A 21,089-nucleotide genomic window follows, 5' to 3' on the forward strand; every position below is an offset into this window, starting at 1 on the left:
CGCGCGGCCTCCCCCAAGGCACCCGCGCGCCCGCGTTTTTCATCAGGCGCGGATCTGGCGCGCCTCATCCAGCAGCATGATCGGGATGCCGTCGCGGATCGGAAAGGCCAGCCCTGCGGCTTCCGAGATCAGCTCCTGCGCCCGGGCGTCATAGCGCAGGGTGGCATGGGTCACCGGGCAGACCAGCGCCTCGAGCATGTGGCGGTCATAGCCGCGTTCGGTCGTGTCGGTCACTGGATCGTCTCCTCGTTGTCGCCACCATGCAGGGCGTATTCCAGCAGCCCGTCCAGCAGCACCCGGCGCTCGGACAGGGTCCGCGCTTCCAGCAGGGCCTGCTTTTCCTCGGGCGCGAAGGGCAGCAGCATGGACAGCGAGTTGATCAGCGTCTCCTCCTCGGAGGCCTCGGCGGCGTCCCAGTCGGTCGAGAGGCTGCGCTGCTCCATGTAGCGGCCCAGCCGCGCCATGAAGCCGGAGCGGTCGAAACGCGGATCCTGCTCGGGCTGGGCGGCCAGGTCCGGCTCATAGCCGCGCCAGTCCACCTGGCCGCGCAGATAGGGGGTGAAGCCGGGCTGCACCTCGTTCAGCCGGAAGCGCGAGCGCGCCTTCAGCGAGATCATCAGCCGGCCATCGTCCAGCTCGGAAAAGGCCACGATGCGCCCGGCGCAGCCGACCTGGGCCAGCGCGTCCAGCCCGGCCTCGGCCGGCTGGATCATGCCGATCAGCCGCGAGGGCGTCTTCAGCACGTCCTCGACCATCTGCAGATAGCGCGGCTCGAAGATCTGCAGGGGCAGGCGGGTGCGGGGCATCAGCACCGCGCCCGGCAGCGGGAACAGCGGGACGGTCTCGGGCAGGTCGATGCCGCGGGCCATGTCAGGCGAAGATCAGCGAGGACAGCCGGCGGCGCCCCTTCTGCGCCAGCGGATCGGTGGGCTTCAGGGCATCGAAGATGGTCAGCAGCTGCGCCTTGGCGGCGCCGTCGTTCCAGTCGCGGTCGCGGCGGAAGGCTTCCAGAAGCTGGTCGATGGCCTCCTCGACCTGGCCGGCGGCGTGCAGCGCCGTGGCATAGTCGAAACGCGCCTGCTGGTCGGCCGGGTCGGCCTCGACCTTCTGGCGCAACTCGTCCAGCGGCCCGGCCTCGGCGGCCTGCCGCGCCAGTTGCAGCTGGGCGCGCGCGGCCTCGATGGGCGCGGCATGGGCGATGGCGGCGGGCACCTGGGCCAGAGCCTCCGCGGCGCGGTCGGCATGGCCGGCGGCCAGATGGGCGCGGACCAGCCCGCCCCAGGCGGCGGGATTCTCGGGCTCTTCCTCGAGGATCGCGGCAAAGGTCTCGGCCGCATCCTCGGCCGCGCCCTCGGCGATCATCGCCTCGGCCGCGTCCAGCGCCGCGGCCAGGCCGCCGTCATCGCCGCCCATCGCCGCCAGCTTCTCGACGAACTGCTTGATCTGGCTTTGCGGGATCGCGCCCTGGAAGGCGTCGACCGGCTGGCCCTGGAAGAAGGCATAGACCGTCGGAATCGACTGCACGCGCAACTGCGCGGCGATCATCTGGTTCTCGTCCACGTTGACCTTGGCCATGCGGACGCGGCCCTTTTGGCGGGCGACCTCGGCCTCGAGCTGCGGGCCGAGCGTCTTGCAGGGGCCGCACCAGGGCGCCCAGAAATCGACGATCACCGGCACCGTCATCGAGGCATCGACCACATCGGCCATGAAGGTAGCCTCGGTCACGTCCTTGATGATATCGGCGGGGGCGGCATCCTTGGGGGCAGAGCCAAGCTCGAGCATCGGGTATCCTCATGCGACAGGGTTGCCCCCTAGATGGCGCAGCAACCGGCGCGATGCAAGATTGCGCCGGCCGCGCAGGGCGCTGCGGCGAAGCGCCGCAGCGGGGGATCAGAGATCGAAGCTGGCCAGCACCGGCACATGGTCGCTGGGCTGCTGCCAACCGCGCAGCGGCCGCAGGATGCGGCTGCCATGCCCGGCATTGGCGATGTCCGGCGTGGCCCAGATGTGGTCCAGGCGCCGGCCCTTGTCGGCGGCGTCCCAGTCGCGCGCGCGATAGCTCCACCAGCTGTAAAGCAGTCCCCGGGGAATGTCCTTGCGGGTGATGTCCACCCAGCTGCCGGCATCCTGCGCCGCCCCCAGGTGCTCGACCTCGACGGGCGTGTGGCTGACGATCTTCAGCAATTGCTTGTGCGACCAGACATCGTCCTCGCGCGGGGCGATGTTCAGGTCGCCCACCATGATCGAGCGCGCAGGCTTGTCGGCGTGGAAGGCGTCGCGCATCTCAGTCAGGAAATCCAGCTTCTGGCCGAACTTCACATTCTGCTCGCGGTCGGGAATGTCGCCGCCCGCCGGCACGTAGAAGTTGTGGATGGTGACGCCGTTCTCCAGCCGGGCGGCGACATGGCGGGCATGGCCCAGCCCGGCATAGTCGCGGTCGCCCGCATCCTCGATCGGCAGCTTCGACAGGATGGCGACGCCGTTATAGCCCTTTTGCCCGCGCGCCACGACATGCCGGTAGCCCAGCGCCCGGAACGCCTCCAGCGGGATCTTCTCGACCGGGCTCTTGGTCTCCTGCAGGCACAGGATGTCCGGCGCTTCCTCGGCCAGGAAGCGGGCGACCAGCGCCTCGCGCAGGCGGATCGAATTGATGTTCCAGGTGGCGATGGTGAACATGGCAGCTCCTTTTCGGGGACGGACCCTAGGGGCGCGAAGGGGGCTTGTCCACCGCTGCCTGAAAACCGCCTGGCCGCCGCTTTCTCCATTTCACAAATCCTCTCTGGGGGTGTGGGGGGCGAAGCGCCCCCGCCGGCGGCGGCAAAGAAAACCCGGCCGCCGGGCGGACCGGGGCCGGGTCGTCATGTGGCCGCATCCTCCGACCACCGGGCTTCGCAGGCAGAACCCGCAAGCCATGCGCGGGTTCCGCCGATGAACTTTTATCAAGCAACCAGCCGATAGCCGCCGGATTCGGTGACCAGCAGCCGCGCGTTCGAGGGGTCGGGCTCGATCTTCTGGCGCAGGCGATAGATATGCGTCTCCAGCGTATGCGTGGTCACGCCGGCATTGTAGCCCCAGACCTCGTGCAGAAGCACGTCGCGCGGCACCACCCCGTCCTGGGCGCGATACAGGAATTTCAGGATGTTGGTTTCCTTCTCCGTCAGCCGGATCTTGCGGTCCTTGGCGTCGATCAGCATCTTCATCGCCGGCTTGAACGTATAGGGGCCAAGCTGGAAGATCGCGTCCTCGGACTGCTCATGCGTGCGCAGCTGGGCGCGCAGCCGCGCCAGCAGCACCGGGAACTTGAACGGCTTGGTGATGTAGTCGTTCGCGCCCGAATCCAGCCCCAGGATGGTATCGGCATCGGTGTCGTGGCCGGTCAGCATGACGATGGGGCACTTGACGCCCTGCTTGCGCAGCCGCTTGCACAGCTCGCGCCCGTCGGTGTCGGGCAGGCCCACGTCCAGCACCACCAGGTCGAAGATGGCGCCCTTGCTCTTTTCCACCGCCTCGTGGCCCGTGCCGGCCTCGAACACCTCGAAATCCTCGGTGGCGACCAATTGCTCGGCCAGGGCCTCGCGCAGGTCTTCCTCGTCATCGACCAGCAGGATCTTTTTCAGTCCGGCCATTCTTGCCTCCTTTGGCGTTATGGCGGAAAACTGTGGCGCGGCGCGGCAGGCGTCCAGCGGTTTGCAGCAATTCTCACATGGAGTTGTCGGAAATCCGCCCTATGTTTCAGATTGTTTCAACCATGCTGGCCCGATGACCCTGATCCCCACCCTGACCGAGACCCTGTCGCGCGCCCGCGCCGACCTGCGCATGGGCCTGCCCGTGGTCATCGGCGGCCAGCTGGTCGCGGCGGTCGAGACGCTGCGCGCCGACCGGCTGGAGACGATGCGCGCCCTCGGCCCCGCCGTGCTGGCGATCACCGAGCCGCGGGCCGAGACGCTGAAGGTCCGGGTCTATGACCGCGACCTGGCGCGCGTCACGGTGCCGGACGATGCCGATCTGGGCTGGCTGCGCGCCGTGGCCGATCCGGCGGGCGACCTGATGACGCCGATGAAGGGGCCGTTCCGCAGCCCGCGCGGCGGCGATGTCGATCCGCATCGCGCCGGCATCGCGCTGGCGAAATCGGCGCAGCTGCTGCCCGCGGTGTTGGTGGTGCCCCTGGCCGATCCGCCCGAGGGGCTGACGCGGCTTTCCCCCGGCCCGGCGCTGGCGCAGATGGCGACCGAGGCCGCGATGGCCCCCGTCGCCGCCGCGCGCCTGCCGCTGCTGGCGGCCGAGAACGCCAAGCTGCACATCTTCCGCCCCGACAATGGCGAGGCCGAGCATTACGCGGTCGAGATCGGCGCCCCCTCGCGCGCGGCGCCGGTGCTGGCGCGGCTGCATTCGGCCTGCTTCACCGGCGACGTGCTGGGCAGCCTGAAATGCGATTGCGGCCCGCAGCTGCATGCCGCGCTGGCCGCGATGGGCCAGGCGGGCGCGGGCGTGCTGCTTTACCTGAACCAGGAGGGGCGCGGCATCGGCCTGGCCAACAAGATGCGCGCCTATGCGCTGCAGAACCAGGGCTTCGACACGGTCGAGGCCAACCACCGCCTGGGCTTCCAGGACGACGAGCGCGATTTCCGCATCGGCGCCGGCATCCTGAAGAAGATGGGCTTCGAGGCGGTGCGGCTGATGACCAACAACCCGAAAAAGGTGGCGATGCTGGAGGGCCACGGCATCCGCGTGGCCGAGCGCGTGCCGCTGATCACCCCGCGCAACCGCCACAATACCGGCTATCTGGACGTGAAGGCCGCGAAATCGGGCCATCTGCTGTGAGGCTGCTGCTGACCCCCATGGGGCTGCGGGCGGGGTCGCAGCTCATCCCCTGTGCGGTCGGGCGCGGCGGCATCCGGGCTGACAAGGCCGAGGGCGACGGCGCGACGCCCGTCGGCCGGCACCGCATCGTCGGGCTGCTCTATCGCCCGGATCGGCTGGCGCGGCCGGCGGCCTGGGCGCGGCCGATCCTGCCGGGCGATTTGTGGTGCGACGCCTCAGACCATCCGGCCTATAACCATCCGGTGCGCGCGCCCTTCGGCCCCAGCCACGAGGCGATGCGGCGCGCCGACCCGCTTTACGACATCGTGCTGGTGACAAACTGGAACTTTCCGCAGGCCCGGCCCAACGCCGGTTCGGCGATCTTCCTGCATCAATGGCGCCGGCCGGGCTTCCCGACCGCCGGCTGCATCGCCATGGCGCGGCGCGACCTGATCCGTCTCGCCTCGGCCATCGCGCCGGGCGATGTGCTGGAGATCCCCGCCCTGCCGCGCTGGCCGGCGCGCAAGCCCGCCAGCCGGCACGGCAAGGACTAGGCGTCACAGCGCCGTATAGCCGCCGTCCACCAGGTGATAGCTGCCGGTGATGAAGCTGGCGCGGTCCGACAGCAGGAAGGCGACAAGCCCCGCCACCTCGTCGGCCCGGCCCAGCCGACCGATGGGGTGGCGGGCGACCAGCGCCTGCTTGGCCTCCGGATCCATCTGGTCGAGCAGCGGCGTGTCGATGAAAGCCGGGCCAACCGAATTCACCCGGATGCCCTTCTGCGCATATTCCAGCGCCGCGTTCCTGGTCATGCCCAGCACGGCATGCTTGGCCGAGACATAGGCGCCCGCGCCGTCGAAGCCGACCGAGCCGAGGATCGAGGCCATGTTCACGATCGCCCCGCCGCCGGCTTCCAACATGGCCGGGATGCCGTAGCGCATGCCGTAGAAGACCGCGTTCAGGTTCACGTCGATCACCTTTTGCCAGCCGTCCAGCGGGTATTCCCCGACCGGCGCGCTGGGGCCGCCGATGCCGGCATTGTTCACCAGCAGGTGCAGCCCGCCCAGCCGCTTGGCGACCTCGACCGCCTTGCGCACCTGTTCGGGGTCCGAAACATCGCCCGCCACCGCCTCGGCCCGGCCGCCTGCCGCGACGATCCGGTCGGCGGTGGCGCGGGCGGTTTCCTCGTGAAGGTCGGCGGCCACCACCGTGGCACCCGAGGCGGCAAGCTCCAGTGCGATCGCCTCGCCCAGCCCCGAGCCGGCGCCGGTCACCAGCGCGATCCTGTTGTCAAAACGAATGTCCATGCGAGCCTCCTGCGTGATTCCGGGACATGATAGCGTCCGCCGGGGCCACGTCCCTGCGGCCAATCGTATCAATGCCGCGCCGTGGACCGGGTTCCCCCGTCACAGCGGCCCCGTCACAGCGGCCCGGTCTGCCACAGCCGGATCTTCAGCCCGCCATGCGCGACATAGGGCCCCGGCTCGCGAAACGGCAGGCCGGTGGCGCGGGCCAGCGGCGCCTCGCTGGTCACCAGGCCGATGCGCCAGCCGCGGAAGCGCTCGCGCAGCACCTCGCCCAGCGCCGCGTGCAGGCCGAACAGCGGCCCCTTGTTGCCGATGCGCGCGCCATAGGGCGGGTTGACGATGACAAGGCCGGGCGGTCCCTCGGGACGCTCCAGCCCGGCGATGGCGCGGTTCTCGAAACGGGTCCAGCCGTCCAGCCCGGCGCGTTCGGCATTCTCACGACTCATGCGGATGGCGCCGGCATCGCGGTCGCTGCCGCGGTAACGAGGCTGCCCCGAGGCGGGCGGGACCGGCGCGCTGCGCATCGCCTGCCACGCCGGCGCGTCATGGCCCGGCAGATGTTCAAAGGCGAAATGCCGCATCCGGCCGGGACGCAGGCCCGCCGCGATCTCGGCCGCCTCGATGACGAAGGTGCCCGAGCCGCACATCGGGTCCAGCACCGGCTCGACCCCGTCGAAGCCGCATTGGCGCAGGAACATCGCCGCCATGGTCTCGCGCATCGGCGCCTTGCCGACCGCCTGCTTGTGGCCGCGCCGGTGCAGCGACTCGCCCGATGTGTCCAGGCTGAGGGTGCAAAGGTCATCCTCCAGCCGGACCTTCAGCGTGACCGGCGCATCCTCGGCAACGGGAACGCCGAGGCTGTCGCGGAGGGCGGCCTCGACGCGCTGGGTGATGGCGCCGGCGTGATAGATGCGCGACTTGCGGCTGCTGGCCTCGATGCGGACCGACACGTCCGGGCGCAGCCAGTCCGCCCAGGGAAAGCGGCGCGCGCGCTTGTCCAGCTGCGCCGGGTGCATGGCGCGAAAGGCGCCGATGCGAGCCAGCACCCGCGTCGCGCCGCGAATCTCCAGGTTCGCCCGCCAGACATCCGGCCAGCCGCCGGTGAAGGCGACGCCGCCGGGCTGGACCTGCGCGTCCCAGCCGAGCGCCCGGGCCTCCTCGGCCAGCGGTTCCTCGAGGCCCGGCGTGGCAACCAGGAAGATCTCCATGCGCGCCGGATCGGCGGCAAGCGGCGCGGCCTCGGGCTGCGGGCGGGGCGCGGGCATGGGCTTGGTCTTGCGGGACGGGGTTCTGGGTTTCATCGGCATCCGGCAGCGAAAGGCCCCGCATCATGCGCCGCGGCGCCGGCGAAGGCAATCATCCCCGTTCTGGCGACAGTGTTCCTCGATTGGCGCCATTTCAAGCCAATCCGGCCGCACCTATCTTGGCGGAAACAGGACAGGAAGGAGATCGTCATGGCCAGCAGCGATGCACCCATTCAGATCGGCCGGGTGGCGCTGATCGTCAAAGACCTGGAGAAGGTCGGGGATTTCTACCACTCCGCCATCGGCCTGGACCGCCTGTCGGGCAGCGGCGAGGAACTGGTGCTGGGCGCCGGCGGCCGGCCGCTGCTGGAGCTGCGCCGCGACCGCGCCGCCCGCCATCGCCCGCGCGAGGCGGGGCTGTTCCACACCGCCTTCCTGCTGCCCGACCGCAAGGCACTGGGGCGCTGGCTGCGCCATGCCGCCGACCGGCGGATCGGCCTGGACGGCGCCTCGGACCACCTGGTCAGCGAGGCGCTCTACCTGCGCGATCCCGAGGGCAACGGCATCGAGATCTATGCCGACCGGCCCCGCTCGGCCTGGCAGACCGATGGCCGCCAGGTGCGGATGGACACGGTGGCGCTGAACCTGCAAAGCCTGCTCGACGCGGCGGATGCCCCCTGGACCGGGGCGCCCGAGGGCAGCGTGATCGGCCATGTCCACCTGCAGGTCGGCAATGTCGCCGAGGCCGAGGCATTCTACATGAACCGGCTGGGCATGGATCGCAGCGCCCATATGTCCGGCGCCAGCTTCTTCGCCACCGGCGGCTATCACCATCACCTGGCAGGGAACATCTGGAACAGCCGCGGCGCGGGGCCGCGCAGCGCCGATGCGGCCGGGCTGGCCGAGGTGGTTCTGGCGGCCGATGCCGACGCGCTGGCGGCGCTGGGACAGGCGGCGTTCAGCGATCCCTGGGGCACGCGGCTGCGCGTCGAGCCGAAGGGCTGAGCCCGTGGCCGGGGGCTCTGCCCCCACGCCTCTCCGGCCCCTCGACGGGGCCCGAGAGGCGTCCCCCGGAGTATTGGGAGAACGAAGAAATCAGGCCGGGCGCCAGAGGCCGGTCCGCCGGGTGAAGCGCAGTTCCTGCGGCGGGCGGAAGCCGGGCTCGTCCATCGGCGCGACATGGCGCTCGACCACCAGGTCCGGGCCGCGGAAATCCAGCACCGCGCATTCGTTCTGCCGGTCGTCGGGCCGGGCGCACAGCGCGGTGCCCGCCTGCACCTGCAGGACCGGGCGGCCGCTTTCGCCCAGGAAGGCGCCGATCGACCACAGGTGCAGGTGGCCGCTCAGCACCAGCTGCACGCCCTCGGCCTCGAAACGGTCGAGGGCGGGGCCGGCGCCCTTCATCAGCGCCTTGTCCACCTGCGGGCGCTGCTGCATCGGGTGGTGCAGGGCGACGATGTTGACGCAGGCCGGGTCCAGTCCCGCGATCACCCGCGCCACCTGGGCCGGGGTGATGATGCCGCGCTGCCAGGCCATGGGATCGACGCTGTTCACCCCCTGCACCCGCACCCCGCCGACATGGCCGACCGGCTCGAGGGTCTGGGCGATGGCGCGGCGCCAGCGGCCATAGGGCTGCATCATCCGGTCGGAAAGCTTGTAGAGCGGGATGTCGTGATTGCCCGGCACCGCGATCAGCGGCGCCTCGATCCGGCGCAGGAAGGCCGCGGCCCGGGCGAATTGCGCCGAGCGGCCGCGATGGGTCAGGTCGCCCGTCACCACGACCAGATCGGCGCGGGCAGCGTTCACCAGGTCCAGCAGCGGCTCGACCAGCGCAGCGCGTTCATAGCCGAAATGCAGGTCCGAGAGATGCAGGATGCGCGTCATGCCGCGTCCCGTCCGCCGCTGCCGGCCGGCACGAGCACCTTCAGCGCCCCCTTGCGCACCCGGACGGAAAAGGGCGAATCCATCCAGGTCTTTTCGCCGTCATGGGCGACATATTCATGGCGCGGCACGGTCTCGATCTCGAATTCATCGGCGCAGATCAGGTCGAAATCGGCATAGCGCGCCGTCTTGCCCATGGCCAGCCGCAGGGCCGAACGCACCAGCGGCGCCGGACGCCGGGCCCGCGCCACCAGCAGCGCCAGCTGGCCCTGGCGCACGCAATCGGCGCCTTCCAGCCCGAAGGTGTCGAGCTGGTAGGCGCTTTTCGCCACGAAGGCCAGCGCCGTGGTGAAGCGCCGCTCCCGCCCCCCGGCACGCACCGTCAGCCGCAGCGGGCGGCGCAGCGTCCAGAGCGCAGCCACCGCCGACCAATAGGCCGCCACCCGCGACCGGCCCCAGCGCCTGTAGATGGTCTCGCGCCGCTTCAGGATTTCCGGATAGGCGCCGAAGCTGACATTGTTCAGAAACACCGTGCCGTTCATCTCGCCGATGTCGACGGCGCGGATCTGGGGCGCTTCGAAGATCTTCAGCGCCTCCTCGACCGTCTCGCCCGAGCCGAGGTCGCGGGCGAAATAGTTGAAGGTGCCACCCGGGATCACCGCCATGGCGCTGTCCGAGCCGGCCACGGCGCTGGCCACCGCCGCCTGGGTGCCGTCGCCGCCGGCCGCGACGATCAGGTCGAAGCCCTGCTCGACCGCCTGCCGGGCCATGGCGGGCAGGTCCGCGCCAGCCTCGGTGCCGCGGATCTCCAGCGCCGCCACCCGGTCCTGCAGCGCCTTGCGCAATTCGCCGGCGATGTCGGGACCCTGCTTGCGGCCCGAGCCCATGTTGACGATGGCGCAGACCCGCGCCCCGGCAAGGGGAAAGGCCGTGGGAGACGCCGTCCCGGCCGGCGGATCGCGCTGTTCCGTCATGCTTTGCCTCATCGCGGTTGCCTGCCGGAACACGGCCGGGACGCGACCGGTTCCCGGCGCCGCCCGCGGCGGGCTGCGGCTTTCCGCCGCCGTCGGATAATCCTGATCTTTTTACTTGCCTTTGGCAGGCAGCTTTGACAGATTGCGCGCGGGAAGCCGAGGGGCGGGGTGCGGGTCATCCGGTCCCGGCCGGCCGCGCCCTTTTCCGGGCCAGCGGCGGTTCGCCACCCGAAGCAGCAACTGCCTGAACCCAAAGCGGGAGATATTCTGCCCCGGAGACCTGACCGCAGCATGCGCCGTGACTGCGTCGCCCGCGCATATCCTGCCGCGGCCTCCTGCCTTGCTTGGGACGATATTCTTTGAAACGAGATGCATGATGAACATTCGCCTGTCCGAGGCGCCCGAGAGTTCGGCGTCACTTGTGCCTGATCCAGTTCTGTTCGGTTTCGAAGGCCCTTCGGGGCGCGTCCTTGGCCGCGGCGCCGCCCGGCGCCTGCCGCCCGGCAATGCCGCCACCCTGGCAGCGCGGGTGAGTGAGGCGCTGGCCTCGCTTCCGGCAGAGGGGATGATCGGCGGCGCCCTGCCCTTCGACCGGGCGGACGAGGACTGCCTGTGGCAATGCACCGCCCAGCCGGCCCCGGCCCCGAACGGCATCGCCCCCGCGGGCCTGCCCCTGCAGGACTGGCGGCTGACGCCCGAGCCGCAGGCCGGCGACTATGCCCGCGCCGTGGCCCGGGCGCTGGCGGTCATGTATGAGGAATCCGGCCGGCAGGACGCGCTGGAAAAGATCGTGCTGGCCCGCACCCTGCTGGTCGAATCGGCCGCCCCCATCCCGGTCGAGGCGCTGATGTCGCGGCTGCATGCCGACCGCACCGTCACCGCCTTTCGCGTCGCCCTGCCCTCGGGTCCGGCGCATCCGCAGGGCCGGATGCTGTGCGGGGCCACGCCGGAGCTGCTGGTCGAAAAGACCGGCAAGCGCATCTCATCGCATCCGCTGGCGGGATCGGCGCGCCGGCTGGCCGACCCGGTGGCCGACCGCGCCGCGGCCGAGGTGCTGTCCAATTCCGGCAAGGATCACCGCGAACATGCGCTGGTGGTGGAATCCATCCTCGACACCCTCTCGCCCTGGTGCCGCGAACTGAGCTGCCCCGAGGGCACCTGCATCACCTCGACCCGCAGCATGTGGCACCTGGGCACCCGGATCGAGGGGCGGCTGCGCGACGAGGATACACCCTCGGTGGTGCTGGCCTCGGCGCTGCATCCAACGCCGGCGGTCTGCGGCGTGCCGATGGCGCGCGCGGCCCGGCTGATCGGAGAGCTTGAACCCGTGGCGCGGGACTTCTATGCCGGGGCGGTCGGCTGGTGCGACGCCCGAGGCGACGGCGCCTGGTATGTCGCCATCCGCTGCGCCGAGATCAGCGGCCGGCAGGCACGGCTTTACGCCGGGGCGGGGATCGTTCCCGGCTCGGACCCGATGGCCGAGACTGCCGAGACCGGCGCGAAATTCGGCGCCTTCCTGGCCGCATTGGGCCTGCCGCAGGATGCGGGCCTGGCCGGGGTGGCGCGCAAGGACGGAGAGAACTGATGGCCCTGCCCGGCATCGCCCCCTATGCCCCCCCGACCGAGGCCGAGCTGCCCAAGGCGCGCGGCCCCTGGCAGCCCGACCGCGACCGGCTGGCGCTGCTGGTCCATGACATGCAGCGCTATTTCTGCCGCCCCTATCCCGAGGGCGCGCCGCTGGCGCCGGTGGTCGGCAATATCGCGCGGCTGATCCATGCTGCGCGGGCGGCGGGCGTGCCGGTGTTCTACACCGCGCAGAAGGGCGACCAGTTCCGCCCGGACCGCGGCCTGCAGGCCGACCTGTGGGGGCCGGGCATGAGCGCCGTCCCCGAGCACGAGGAGATCCTGCCCGAACTGGCACCGGCGGCAGGCGACATCGTGCTGGTGAAGCATCGCTACAGCGCCTTCCAGCGTTCCAACCTGGAGCAGCTGATGCGGGCGCGCGGGCGCGACCAGTTGATGATCTGCGGCGTCTATGCCCATATCGGCTGCCTCGCCACCGCCGTCGAGGCGTTCCAGCGCGACATCGAGGCCTTTGCCGTGGCCGATGCGCAGGCCGATTTCTCGCGCGAGAAGCAGGATATGGCCATGAGCTGGATCGCCGCCACCTGCGGCGTGGCCCTGTCCACCCGGCAGGCGCTGGTCGCGCTGCAAGCGCAAGAGGTGAAGTCATGCGCCTGACCGGATTCGAGGGCCGAACCGCCATCGTCACCGGCGCGGCCGGCGGCATCGGCCGGGCCGTGGTCGCCGCGCTGCTGGAGGCGGGGGCGAAGGTCGTCGCCACCGATACCGACGCGGCGCTGGCCACGAACCCGGTCGCGGGCGCCGAGAACCGGGCGCTGGACGTGCGCGACGGCGATGCCGTCGAGGCGCTGGTGGCCGAGGTCGAGGCCGCGCATGGTCCGCTGGCCCTGGGAGTCCATGCGGCGGGGGTGCTGGCCATCGGGCCGCTCCTGGACCTGCCGACCGAGGAATGGGAGCGGGTGATCGGCGTCAATGCCGGCGGCACATTCAACGTCACCCGCGCCTTCGGCCGCGCCATGGTGCGCAACGGCGGCGGCGCCATCGTCACGGTCAGCTCGAACGCGGCGGGGATTCCGCGCCTGAACATGGGCGCCTATGCCGCCTCGAAGGCGGCGGCGACCATGCTGGTCCGCTGCCTGGGGCTGGAACTGGCGGCACAGGGCGTGCGCTGCAACATCGTCGCGCCGGGCTCGACCCTGACGCCGATGCAGACCGGCATGTGGACCGAGGATGGCGGCGCCGGCGAGCGCGCGGTGATCGAGGGCAGTCTGGAGGCCTATCGCACCGGCATCCCGCTGAAGAAGCTGGCGACGCCCGAGGACATCGCCGGCGCGGTGATGTTCATGCTGTCGGACCAGGCCGGCCATGTCACCATGGCCGACCTGTATGTCGACGGCGGCGCGACGCTGCGCGCCTGACCCGCTTCACGGCCGGCCCGTCACGGCCGGCCGGTCATTCACAATCGCGACGAGATCAGCGCCCACCAGTTGTCCAGCGTCGGCTCGCGGGCCAGCTCCTCGAAGCTGGCCTCGATGCCCATCTGCTTCAGTTCGGACGAAAAGGTCATCACCGCGATCGAATCGAGCCCGTAAAGGACGAGGTTCTCGCCTGGCTCGATCTCGCATTCGTCCTCGATCATCGCGGCCACGCGGGCGGCCAGCCATTCGGGGCTGAGATCGGTCTTTTCGGCACTATCCATCATTCGTCCTTTCAGGCGGCGGTTTCGGCCACGAGGCTGTCGCGCAGGCGGCGCTTGTCGATCTTGCCCACCGCGGTCAGCGGCAGTTCGGGCAGGAAGCGGAAACGGTCGGGCAGCTTGTATTCGGCCACGCCCAGATCCAGCAGGTGCCGGCGCAGCGCCGGCGGCGAAAGCTTGCCCGCCCCTTCGCGCAGCACCAGGAAGGCACAGCTTTTCTCGCCCAGATGCGCATCGGGGGCCGCGACCAGCGCCGCATGGGTGATGTCGGGATGGCGGACCAGCAGGTTCTCGATCTCCTCGGCGGCGATCTTCTCGCCGCCGCGGTTGATCTGGTCCTTGATGCGGCCGACAACGCGCAGGTTGCCGCCCTGCCGCACCACCACGTCGCCCGAGTGATAGAAGCCCTCGGCATCGAAGGCTTTTTCATTGTGCTCGGGGCTGCGGTAATAGCCGCGGAAGGTATAGGGGCCGCGGGTGGCCAGCGCGCCGGGCGTGCCGTCGGGCACCGGCTGGCCGTGCTCGTCCAGGATGCGGACCTCGTCGTCGGGGCTGATCGGGCGGCCCTGGGTGGTGAAGATCACTTCCTCGGGGTCGGTCAGGCGGGTGTAGTTCACCAGCCCCTCGGCCATGCCGAAAACCTGCTGCAGGCGGCAGCCCAGCAGCTCGGGCACGCGCCGCGCGGTGGCCTCGGCAAAGCTGGCGCCGCCGACCAACATCAGCTCGAGGCTGCCGATCTGCGCCCGGCGCGCGGGCTCTTCCTCGACCGCGCGCAGCCACAGCGCCACGGCGGGCGGGACCAGCGGGGCCATGGTGACGCGTTCGCGCGCGATGATGTCGAAACAGGCCAGCGGCTCGGGGCTGGGGGCCATGACCACCGTGCCGCCGGCATGGAACACCCCCAGCGCGCCGGGCGAGCTCATGGTGAAGTTGTGCCCCGCCGGCAGCGCGCAGAGGAACCGCGTGGCCGAGGTGACGCCGCAGATCTCGACGCTGGCGCGGATGCTGTAGTCGTAATCGTTATGGGTGCGCGGAATCAGCTTGGGCGTGCCGGTGCTGCCGCCCGACAGCTGGAAGAAGGCGACCTGATCGGCGGGCGTCGGCCCGGCCCCCGCCGGCAGCTCGGCACCATCGGCCAGCCAATGGGTCAGGCTGCGTTCGGGCGCGCCCTCGCCCAGCAGCAGCACATGCCCCACCCCGCCGGCGCGCAGCTCATCGGCAAGGGCATCGTCGCGGAACAGCTCGTGCTGGCGCGAGGCGATGACCAGGCGCGGCGCGATCTGGCGCACATATTCGGTCAGCTCCAGCCGGCGATGGCTGAACAGCGCGTTGACCGGCGCCACGCCGATACGCAAAAGCGCGAAGAAGGCGATGTAGAACTCGGCCACATTGGGCAGCTGCACCACCGCCGCATCGCCATGGCCCAGCCCCTGCTGCGCCAGCCGCGCGGCCAGGTTGCGCGACAGCCGGTCCAGGTCGGCATAGCTGAAGCGCCGGTCGCCGCAGACCAGCGCCTCAGCCTCGGGATTGGCGGCAAGCTGCGCGTCCAGGATATGGGTCAGCGGCTGGTCGATCCAGTAGCCGGCCTCTCGATAGCGTTGCGCGAGATCCTGAGGCCAGGGACTGAATTCGATCATGGGGCACCTGCTTTGGGTCGGCAATTCCGTGGCAACAACCCGCGCAAGGCGCCTGCGGCACCTTGACGGGTGTCAATAGTTGAGTATTTTTATCCCGCTTTCTCTCTCGAAGCAAGCCAGCCGCGACCCCCGGGTCGCAATCAAGCCAGCACTCTCTCATTCCGACGCCAAGCTCCCTGGAGGGAGAGGGGATTTCATGACGCATCACCACGCCGAGGGGCTCTGGATGCCCCTGACCCTGGCGCAACTGGATTTCTGGGAAGAGTTCCGTTTCCATCCCGGCGAGGCCGTCTCGACCGTCGCCCATGCCGTGGAATTGCGCGGCGTCGCCGATCCCCCGGCGCTGGTCCGGGCCATCGAGGGCGCCATCGCGGAAACCGACATCATGGCGCTGCGCTTCGGCTTGGGCGCCGACGGCCAGCCGGTGCAGCGCATCGAACCCGAACGCCGGCCGATGCTGCGCCAGATCGACCTGTCGCAGTGCCCCGATGCCCGCGACCATGCCTTCGCGCTGATGCAGGCCGATGTCGATGCGGCGCTTGACCTGCTGGAGCAGCCCATCGCCGCGCAATGGCTGATCCGGCTGGCCGAGGGGCATTACCTGTGGTTCAACCGCGGCCATCACATCGCGTCAGACGGCTATGCCATGGGCCTGATCGAGCAGCGCTGCGCCCGGCTTTACGCCGCCGCGCTGGACGGTTCGGATCCCGGCCCGGCGCTGCGCCCCTTCGCCGCCTATCTGAACGAGGAACTCGACTATCGCGCCAGCCCGCGCCATGCCGCCGACGGCCGGCACTGGGCCGAGGTCCTGGCCGCCGAGCCGCGCCCCAAGGTGCTGCGCAAGGGTTCCGAGAACTACCCGGCCGAGGCTCTGACGGCGGAACACGACCTCTCCGGCCTGCGGCGCGCGCTGCTGCGCCAGGCGCAGGCGGTCGGCATGGGCTGGCCGGACCTGCTGACGGTGCTCTGCTCGGCCTGGACGGCGCTGCATCTGCAGGACGGCTCGGCCGAGCGCCGGCAGGACGGCGGCCGCGTCTCGATGCCGGTCTGGCTGCCCTACATGAGCCGCATGGGCAGCGTCGCCGTCTCGGTCCCGGCGCTGGTGGTGAACATCCTGCCGCTGGACGTGACGCTGGACGAATCCGAGCCGCTGGCCGAGACGCTGGCCCGGCTGGGCGCGCGGCTGCGCAAGCTGCGCCGCCATGGCCGCTATCGCATCGAGCAGATCGCCGAGGATTACGGCATGGAGCCGCGCAGCCGCTTCTTCTTTTCGCCGCTGATCAACGTGCTGCCCTTTGACGAGGCGCGCTTCGCCGGCTGCGACACCACGCGGCATGTGCTGTCGAACGGGCCGGGCGACGGCTTCAACCTCACCATCCGCGGCGATGGCGAAGCGCGCGGGTTGGAACTGCTGATCGAAGCCGATCCGACCCTGACCCCGCCCGGGGACTTCGCCCGGCTGGCCGGGGCGCTGCCGCGCTTTCTGGCCGCGGCGCTGGTGCCGGAAAACCTGTCGCGGCCGCTGTCGGCCCTGGCCTGACGGCTTGCCTTTGCCCCCGCCCCGCGGCCATCCTGCGTGGACCGGGAAAAGGAAAGGATCATGGACAGCGACATCCGGCCGGCCGGTGCCGGCGATCTCGCCGCGATCGCGGCGCTGGTGGATGGCGCCTATGGCCATTACGTCGCGCGCATCGGCCGCAAGCCCGGCCCGATGCTGGCCGACCATGCCGCGCGCATCGCCACCGGCCAGACGCATCTGCTGGAAGGCGGTGGCGCGGTGCTGGGGCTGATCGTGCTGGTCGCGCAGGCCGACGCCCTGCTGGTCGAGAACCTCGCCGTCGCACCGGGCGCGCAGGGCCGGGGCCTTGGCCGGCGGCTGATGGATTTCGCCGAAAAGCGCGCCCGCGCCTTGGGCCTGCCGCGATTGCGGCTCTATACCCATGTCGCGATGGTCGAGAACCAGGCCCTCTATGCCCGCCTCGGCTATGTCGAGACGCACCGCATCCGCGAGGAAGGGCTGGACCGGGTCTACATGGAAAAGCCGCTGCCCTAGTCGTGCAGGGGAAAGGTCGCCGCGGGGGCCGCGGAAGCGCCGGGACGATAGTCGCGGCGCACGCAGCCCTCGGCGTCACGGTCGCGCAGGCCGGGAGGCCGGTCCTCGGGCAGCTCGAACCCGGCGCAAAGCCGATAGCTGCGCGGCCCGGTCACCTCGTAGCGATAGGGCTCGCCGGTAAAGGGATCGGCCAGCCGCGCCTGCCAGTCGCATTCCGGCGTGGTCTCCAGCCGCGCCGGCAGCCGCCCACCGTTGTTGTCGGCCAGGCAGCGCACCAGCGTGGCAAGCGCGGAAAGATCGCCCTCGCGCTGGCGGTCGCGGCGTTCCTTGCGCGCCTGGCCGGGGCCTCCGGTCAGCGCCAGCCCCAGCACGATGGCGACGGCGGCCAGCAGGCCGATGGCGATGGTCGGCCAGCGCCTAGTCATTCAACTCGCCCCGGTAATAGGCGAAGACCAGTCCCGCCACCCCGGCCACCAGCGCGGCCTTGACAGCGAAACGCGCCGTCAGCTCGCCGTTCAGCAGCGCGTAGATGACATAGATCCCGTCGCCCAGGAACACCAGCGACGCGACCAGCAGCGTCAGCGAGGCGAACCACTTGCGCACCAGCGACCGCCGGCGGCCAGCATCGTCCCGGCTCATGCCCGCGACCTTGCGGTTGAGCAGCAGGAACAGCGGTGCAAAGGCGATCAGCGAGGCGATGGACCAGCGCGCCGAGCTGCCGTAGCGATAGGAATATCCCTCGGCCGGGTCGGGAATCAGCCGGTCGACCAGCGCCATGCCCAGGTCGCACACATGCCAGCCGATCATGCCCAGCGACAGGAACAGCAAGCCGTAAAGCAGCGCCTCCTGCGCCGAGGCATAGGGGCGCGGCCGTGGCACCGGCGGCAGGCCGGGCGATACCTCCCAGCCGTGGATCGCCTCGTCGATCTCGGGCTCGGACCAGCCGGCATGGGCCAGCGCCCGCGCGATCTGGTCGCGGCTGCCGCCCTGGGCCATGGCGTGGCGGACGAATTCAGAGAGCTGGTCGGCTGGTTTCATCGGTGTCCCCTTCGCCGGCAGGTTTCGGCATGGCGGCCGAGCGGTCAAGCCCGGCGGCATGACAGGATGGGCGGTTTCGCGCGTGACGCCGCGGCGGGCGCGAAAATTTTCCCGGCAGCGCGATTTTTCCCCTTGCACGCCCCGGCGCGCTCCCATAAATGACGCCTCACCGAAGGCCAAGCGCCATCGGATACGGAGCGCGGGCGTAGCTCAGGGGTAGAGCATTACCTTGCCAAGGTAAGGGTCGTGAGTTCGAATCTCATCGCCCGCTCCAAAATCTTCCTTCGGGAATCGGTTGTCCTTCGGGAACAGACGAAAAGCGGCCTTCGGGCCGCTTTCGGCTTTTTGCGCGCCGATTCGCCGATTCGCGCCGATGCGCTGCCCCCTCTGGTCATTTTCCGCGAATCGGGTCTAGTATCGCAGCCATGTTGCCCCGCCTGTCGTCCGGGACATCCGTCAGGAACAAGCTGCCGCGCTTCGCAACGACATCATCCGCCGATTCGCGGCCAGCCCTAGCGTGAGGTGCTCATGCCGGCTCTGGAAGCTCTGATCGAAACCAAGTTGCAGCAACTCTCGGTGCCGCTGGGGGTGCGCCTGCCCTCGGGCAAGCGGCTGGGCCCGCCCGCGGCGCCCGTCACCCTGGCCTTCGACCACATGTCGGGGCTGGCGCAGCTGGCGGCCGGGCGGCTGGGTCGGCTGGGGGACGAGATCGTCGCCGGCCGCGCCCGGGTCGAGGGCTCGATGCGCGACCTGATGCAGGTGGTCGCGGCGCTGACCCCGGCCGAGGGCCAGGCCATCCGCCCCTCGCTGTGGCAACGGCTGAAGAACCGCGTCCATTCCGCCCTGCATCACAGCCGCGAACGCGATGCCGAGCAGATCCGCTCGCATTACGATGTCTCGAACGAGTTCTATGCGCTGTGGCTCGACCCGCTGCGGGTCTATTCCTGCGCCTATTTCCGCGATCCGCAGATGTCGCTGGCCCAGGCGCAAGAGGCGAAGCTGGACCTGATCTGCCGCAAGCTCGACCTGCGCCCGGGCGAGCGTTTCGTCGATATCGGCGCCGGCTGGGGCGGGCTGCTGATGCATGCCGCCCGCCATTACGGGGTGGATGCGACCGGCATCACCCTGTCGCGCAACCAGTTCGAACATGTCAGCCGCCTGATCGAGGCCGAGGGCCTGGGCGAGCGGGTGCGCATCCGGCTGTGCGACTATCGCGACCTGCAGCCCGAGCAGCCCTTCGACAAGCTCGCCTCGGTCGGCATGTTCGAGCATGTCGGCCGCGCCAACATGCTGACCTATTGCGAGACGCTGCGCCGGCTGCTGAAGCCCGGCGGCATGGCGCTGAACCACGGCATCACCGCCGCCGGGCTGGACGACGCCATGGTCGGCGGCGGCCTGGGCGATTTCATCGAGAAGCACATCTTCCCCGGGGGCGAGCTGATCCATGTCAGCCATGCCATCCGCACCCTGTCGCAGGCCGGGCTGGAGATGGTCGATACCGAGAACCTGCGCCCGCATTACGCAAGGACGCTGTGGTGCTGGTCCGATGCGCTGGAATCGCAATTGCCGCAGGCCGAGCAGACCCTGGCCCGTTCCATGCCCCCCAGCCGCGCCGCCGAGATTCTGCGCGCCTATCGCCTTTACCTGGCCGGCTGCGCGATGGCCTTCGAGCGGGGCTGGGTGGCCCTGCACCAGATCCTGCTCATCAATCCCGATCCGGCGCGCGGCTCGGAAGACATGCCCGGTGCGCATTCCGGCTATCCGTTCCGGCGCGACTATATCTATCGCTGAACGGCCGGGGCGCGATTGTGCCCCGGCGCCGTTGACGGCAACATCCGCCCCCGATGTGCAGAACGGGGACGAGGGGCAATGACGCAGGCGAAAATCGGTGTGATCGGTCTTGGGACCATGGGTGCGGCCCGGTTGATCCAGCCTCATTGAACGGGTCTCCCTTGAAGTATGGTTTGACCATGAAGGAGGACCACGAGGGCACAGAAGCGACACAAGCCCGACGAGATCGTGACGAAGCTGCGGCCGGTTGAGGTGCTGCGCGGCCAGGGGATGGCGGTGGCGGATGCGGTCCGCCAGATCGGCGTTTCCGAGCTGACCTGTTACGGGTGGTGCCAGCAGTATGGCGGCATGAGCCGGGATCAGCTTCGCCAGGTGAAGGAACTCCAAAAGGAGAACGAGCGGCTGCGCAAGGCGGTGGCCGATCTGACGCGGCACAAGTTGATCCTGACGGAGGCGGCACGGGGAACCGCAGGTCCGCGCAGCGAAACCTCTGAGCCCCTCGCACCGCCGGGCCTGCATCGACCAGGCTCGCACAGCCCTACCGCGTATCTCGGAGCGCCGGGTATGTCGCGTGCTGGGGCAGCATCGCTCCACGCAGCGCCGCATTCCCCGCAGCCGGGGCGACGAGCGGCAACTGACCGAGGACATCGTTGCGCTGGCCCGCCGCCATGGACGCTATGGCGCCTTCAAGGCGCGCTTCATTGCCAGAGCCGTGCAGGACTGGATCGCCGCCGTCGGCGCAAAGACCGCCTACATCGCGCCCGGATCACCTTGGGAGAACGGCTATATCGAGAGCTTCAACGCCCGCCTGCGCGATGAACTGCTCGATGGCGAGATCTTCTTCACGCTCGCCGTGACAGGTCACGTCGTGGAAAGTTGGCGCCGACATTACAATATTGTGCGACCGCATAGGCCGCTCGGCTACAAGCCACCGGCCCCGGAGGTCTTCATCCCCGCGTGTCCAGCACGGATGGCTCTGCAACCCGGGCCAGCAATGCCACCCGCGCTGGAAACCCGGCCAACATTGCACCAACAATCAGAATGGATCCGCAAGCAGGGGCTGATCAGGACCATGAACCCCGGC

At 69.9% G+C, this 21,089-nt stretch carries 22 protein-coding genes, 1 tRNA gene and 1 pseudogene; 11 read left to right on the forward strand and 13 right to left on the reverse strand.

The window, feature by feature from the left end; translation table 11 throughout:
* Positions 1–42 precede the first annotated feature (42 nt).
* From I9P22_RS07255 to I9P22_RS07275, 5 genes are all read right to left on the reverse strand, one after another.
* A complete protein-coding gene (locus tag I9P22_RS07255) occupies positions 43–234 on the reverse strand; it encodes a Trm112 family protein (RefSeq protein WP_332909012.1) in 192 nt (63 codons plus the stop codon).
* On the reverse strand, positions 231–869 hold the full coding sequence (locus I9P22_RS07260; RefSeq protein ID WP_199258687.1) for an LON peptidase substrate-binding domain-containing protein: 639 nt from the start codon (positions 867–869) through the stop codon (positions 231–233). The genes I9P22_RS07255 and I9P22_RS07260 overlap by 4 nt, the downstream gene beginning before the upstream one ends.
* Before the next feature lies 1 nt (position 870).
* Complete coding sequence (trxA, locus tag I9P22_RS07265) at positions 871–1,782, reverse strand: thioredoxin (protein WP_199258688.1); 912 nt, start codon at positions 1,780–1,782, stop codon at positions 871–873.
* Between the two features lie 108 nt (positions 1,783–1,890).
* Positions 1,891–2,676, reverse strand: a complete 786-nt coding sequence (locus tag I9P22_RS07270; RefSeq protein WP_199258689.1) for an exodeoxyribonuclease III — start codon at positions 2,674–2,676, stop codon at positions 1,891–1,893.
* Positions 2,677–2,939: 263 nt separating this feature from the next.
* Entirely contained in the window at positions 2,940–3,626 is a 687-nt protein-coding gene (locus I9P22_RS07275) for a response regulator transcription factor (protein WP_199258690.1), read from the reverse strand.
* 133 nt (positions 3,627–3,759) lie between these two features.
* On the opposite strand from I9P22_RS07275, the gene ribA reads away from it, so the two are divergent.
* Together ribA and I9P22_RS07285 are read left to right on the forward strand one after the other, a co-directional pair.
* Positions 3,760–4,821 carry a GTP cyclohydrolase II gene (gene ribA / locus I9P22_RS07280; RefSeq protein WP_199258691.1) on the forward strand — a complete coding sequence of 354 codons (1,062 nt, stop codon included), beginning with the start codon at positions 3,760–3,762 and terminating at the stop codon, positions 4,819–4,821.
* Positions 4,818–5,354 (forward strand): L,D-transpeptidase family protein, encoded by a 537-nt coding sequence (locus I9P22_RS07285; protein ID WP_332909013.1) that lies wholly within the window; start codon positions 4,818–4,820, stop codon positions 5,352–5,354. The genes ribA and I9P22_RS07285 overlap by 4 nt, the downstream gene beginning before the upstream one ends.
* 3 nt (positions 5,355–5,357) lie before the next feature.
* Here the strand turns inward: I9P22_RS07285 and I9P22_RS07290 are convergent, their stop codons facing one another.
* Together I9P22_RS07290 and I9P22_RS07295 are read right to left on the reverse strand one after the other, a co-directional pair.
* A complete protein-coding gene (locus I9P22_RS07290; RefSeq protein ID WP_199258692.1) occupies positions 5,358–6,107 on the reverse strand; it encodes an SDR family NAD(P)-dependent oxidoreductase in 750 nt (249 codons plus the stop codon).
* A gap of 113 nt (positions 6,108–6,220) precedes the next feature.
* Positions 6,221–7,372: a THUMP domain-containing class I SAM-dependent RNA methyltransferase gene (locus I9P22_RS07295; protein ID WP_199258722.1), complete on the reverse strand. Its 1,152-nt coding sequence runs from the start codon at positions 7,370–7,372 to the stop codon at positions 6,221–6,223.
* A 189-nt stretch (positions 7,373–7,561) separates the two neighbouring features.
* Between I9P22_RS07295 and I9P22_RS07300 the strand changes: the two genes are divergently transcribed.
* Positions 7,562–8,356: a VOC family protein gene (locus tag I9P22_RS07300; protein ID WP_199258693.1), complete on the forward strand. Its 795-nt coding sequence runs from the start codon at positions 7,562–7,564 to the stop codon at positions 8,354–8,356.
* A gap of 90 nt (positions 8,357–8,446) precedes the next feature.
* Here I9P22_RS07300 and I9P22_RS07305 read toward each other — a convergent pair whose 3' ends face one another.
* Entirely contained in the window at positions 8,447–9,235 is a 789-nt protein-coding gene (locus tag I9P22_RS07305) for a metallophosphoesterase family protein (protein ID WP_199258694.1), read from the reverse strand.
* Positions 9,232–10,206 (reverse strand): diacylglycerol/lipid kinase family protein, encoded by a 975-nt coding sequence (locus I9P22_RS07310; RefSeq protein WP_199258695.1) that lies wholly within the window; start codon positions 10,204–10,206, stop codon positions 9,232–9,234. The genes I9P22_RS07305 and I9P22_RS07310 overlap by 4 nt, the downstream gene beginning before the upstream one ends.
* Positions 10,207–10,582: 376 nt before the next feature.
* Here I9P22_RS07310 and I9P22_RS07315 point away from each other — a divergent pair, with 376 nt between their 5' ends.
* From I9P22_RS07315 to I9P22_RS07325, 3 genes are read left to right on the forward strand one after another with little or no spacing between them, the layout of a single operon-like run.
* Positions 10,583–11,791, forward strand: a complete 1,209-nt coding sequence (locus I9P22_RS07315; RefSeq protein WP_199258696.1) for an isochorismate synthase — start codon at positions 10,583–10,585, stop codon at positions 11,789–11,791.
* Entirely contained in the window at positions 11,791–12,447 is a 657-nt protein-coding gene (locus tag I9P22_RS07320) for an isochorismatase family protein (RefSeq protein ID WP_199258697.1), read from the forward strand. Before I9P22_RS07315 ends, I9P22_RS07320 begins: the two co-directional genes overlap by 1 nt.
* Positions 12,438–13,208, forward strand: a complete 771-nt coding sequence (locus I9P22_RS07325) for a 2,3-dihydro-2,3-dihydroxybenzoate dehydrogenase (RefSeq protein WP_199258698.1) — start codon at positions 12,438–12,440, stop codon at positions 13,206–13,208. Before I9P22_RS07320 ends, I9P22_RS07325 begins: the two co-directional genes overlap by 10 nt.
* A 38-nt stretch (positions 13,209–13,246) precedes the next feature.
* Here I9P22_RS07325 and I9P22_RS07330 read toward each other — a convergent pair whose 3' ends face one another.
* Positions 13,247–13,489 carry a phosphopantetheine-binding protein gene (locus I9P22_RS07330; protein ID WP_233253269.1) on the reverse strand — a complete coding sequence of 81 codons (243 nt, stop codon included), beginning with the start codon at positions 13,487–13,489 and terminating at the stop codon, positions 13,247–13,249.
* Between the two features lie 11 nt (positions 13,490–13,500).
* Entirely contained in the window at positions 13,501–15,123 is a 1,623-nt protein-coding gene (locus I9P22_RS07335) for a (2,3-dihydroxybenzoyl)adenylate synthase (RefSeq protein WP_199258700.1), read from the reverse strand.
* Positions 15,124–15,319: 196 nt separating this feature from the next.
* Here I9P22_RS07335 and I9P22_RS07340 point away from each other — a divergent pair, with 196 nt between their 5' ends.
* Positions 15,320–16,663, forward strand: a complete 1,344-nt coding sequence (locus I9P22_RS07340) for a condensation domain-containing protein (RefSeq protein ID WP_199258701.1) — start codon at positions 15,320–15,322, stop codon at positions 16,661–16,663.
* Between the two features lie 60 nt (positions 16,664–16,723).
* Positions 16,724–17,176 (forward strand): GNAT family N-acetyltransferase, encoded by a 453-nt coding sequence (locus I9P22_RS07345; protein WP_199258702.1) that lies wholly within the window; start codon positions 16,724–16,726, stop codon positions 17,174–17,176.
* On the opposite strand, the gene I9P22_RS07350 is transcribed toward I9P22_RS07345, so the two are convergent.
* Both I9P22_RS07350 and I9P22_RS07355 read right to left on the reverse strand, forming a co-directional pair.
* Positions 17,173–17,601: a hypothetical protein gene (locus tag I9P22_RS07350; RefSeq protein WP_199258703.1), complete on the reverse strand. Its 429-nt coding sequence runs from the start codon at positions 17,599–17,601 to the stop codon at positions 17,173–17,175. The genes I9P22_RS07345 and I9P22_RS07350 overlap by 4 nt on opposite strands.
* Positions 17,594–18,214: a DUF5671 domain-containing protein gene (locus tag I9P22_RS07355; protein WP_199258704.1), complete on the reverse strand. Its 621-nt coding sequence runs from the start codon at positions 18,212–18,214 to the stop codon at positions 17,594–17,596. The genes I9P22_RS07350 and I9P22_RS07355 overlap by 8 nt, the downstream gene beginning before the upstream one ends.
* Before the next feature lie 199 nt (positions 18,215–18,413).
* Here I9P22_RS07355 and I9P22_RS07360 point away from each other — a divergent pair.
* The 3 genes and pseudogenes from I9P22_RS07360 to I9P22_RS07370 form a co-directional block, all read left to right on the forward strand.
* Positions 18,414–18,488: transfer RNA gene (locus I9P22_RS07360), tRNA-Gly, on the forward strand.
* Between the two features lie 254 nt (positions 18,489–18,742).
* Complete coding sequence (locus I9P22_RS07365) at positions 18,743–20,005, forward strand: class I SAM-dependent methyltransferase (protein WP_199258705.1); 1,263 nt, start codon at positions 18,743–18,745, stop codon at positions 20,003–20,005.
* A gap of 225 nt (positions 20,006–20,230) precedes the next feature.
* Positions 20,231–21,035 (forward strand): annotated as a pseudogene (locus tag I9P22_RS07370) (integrase core domain-containing protein); the annotation flags it as partial.
* Positions 21,036–21,089: the final 54 nt, after the last annotated feature.

The sequence above is a fragment of the Paracoccus binzhouensis genome, assembly GCF_016446475.1.
GTDB classification, from domain to species: Bacteria; Pseudomonadota; Alphaproteobacteria; order Rhodobacterales; family Rhodobacteraceae; genus Paracoccus; species Paracoccus binzhouensis.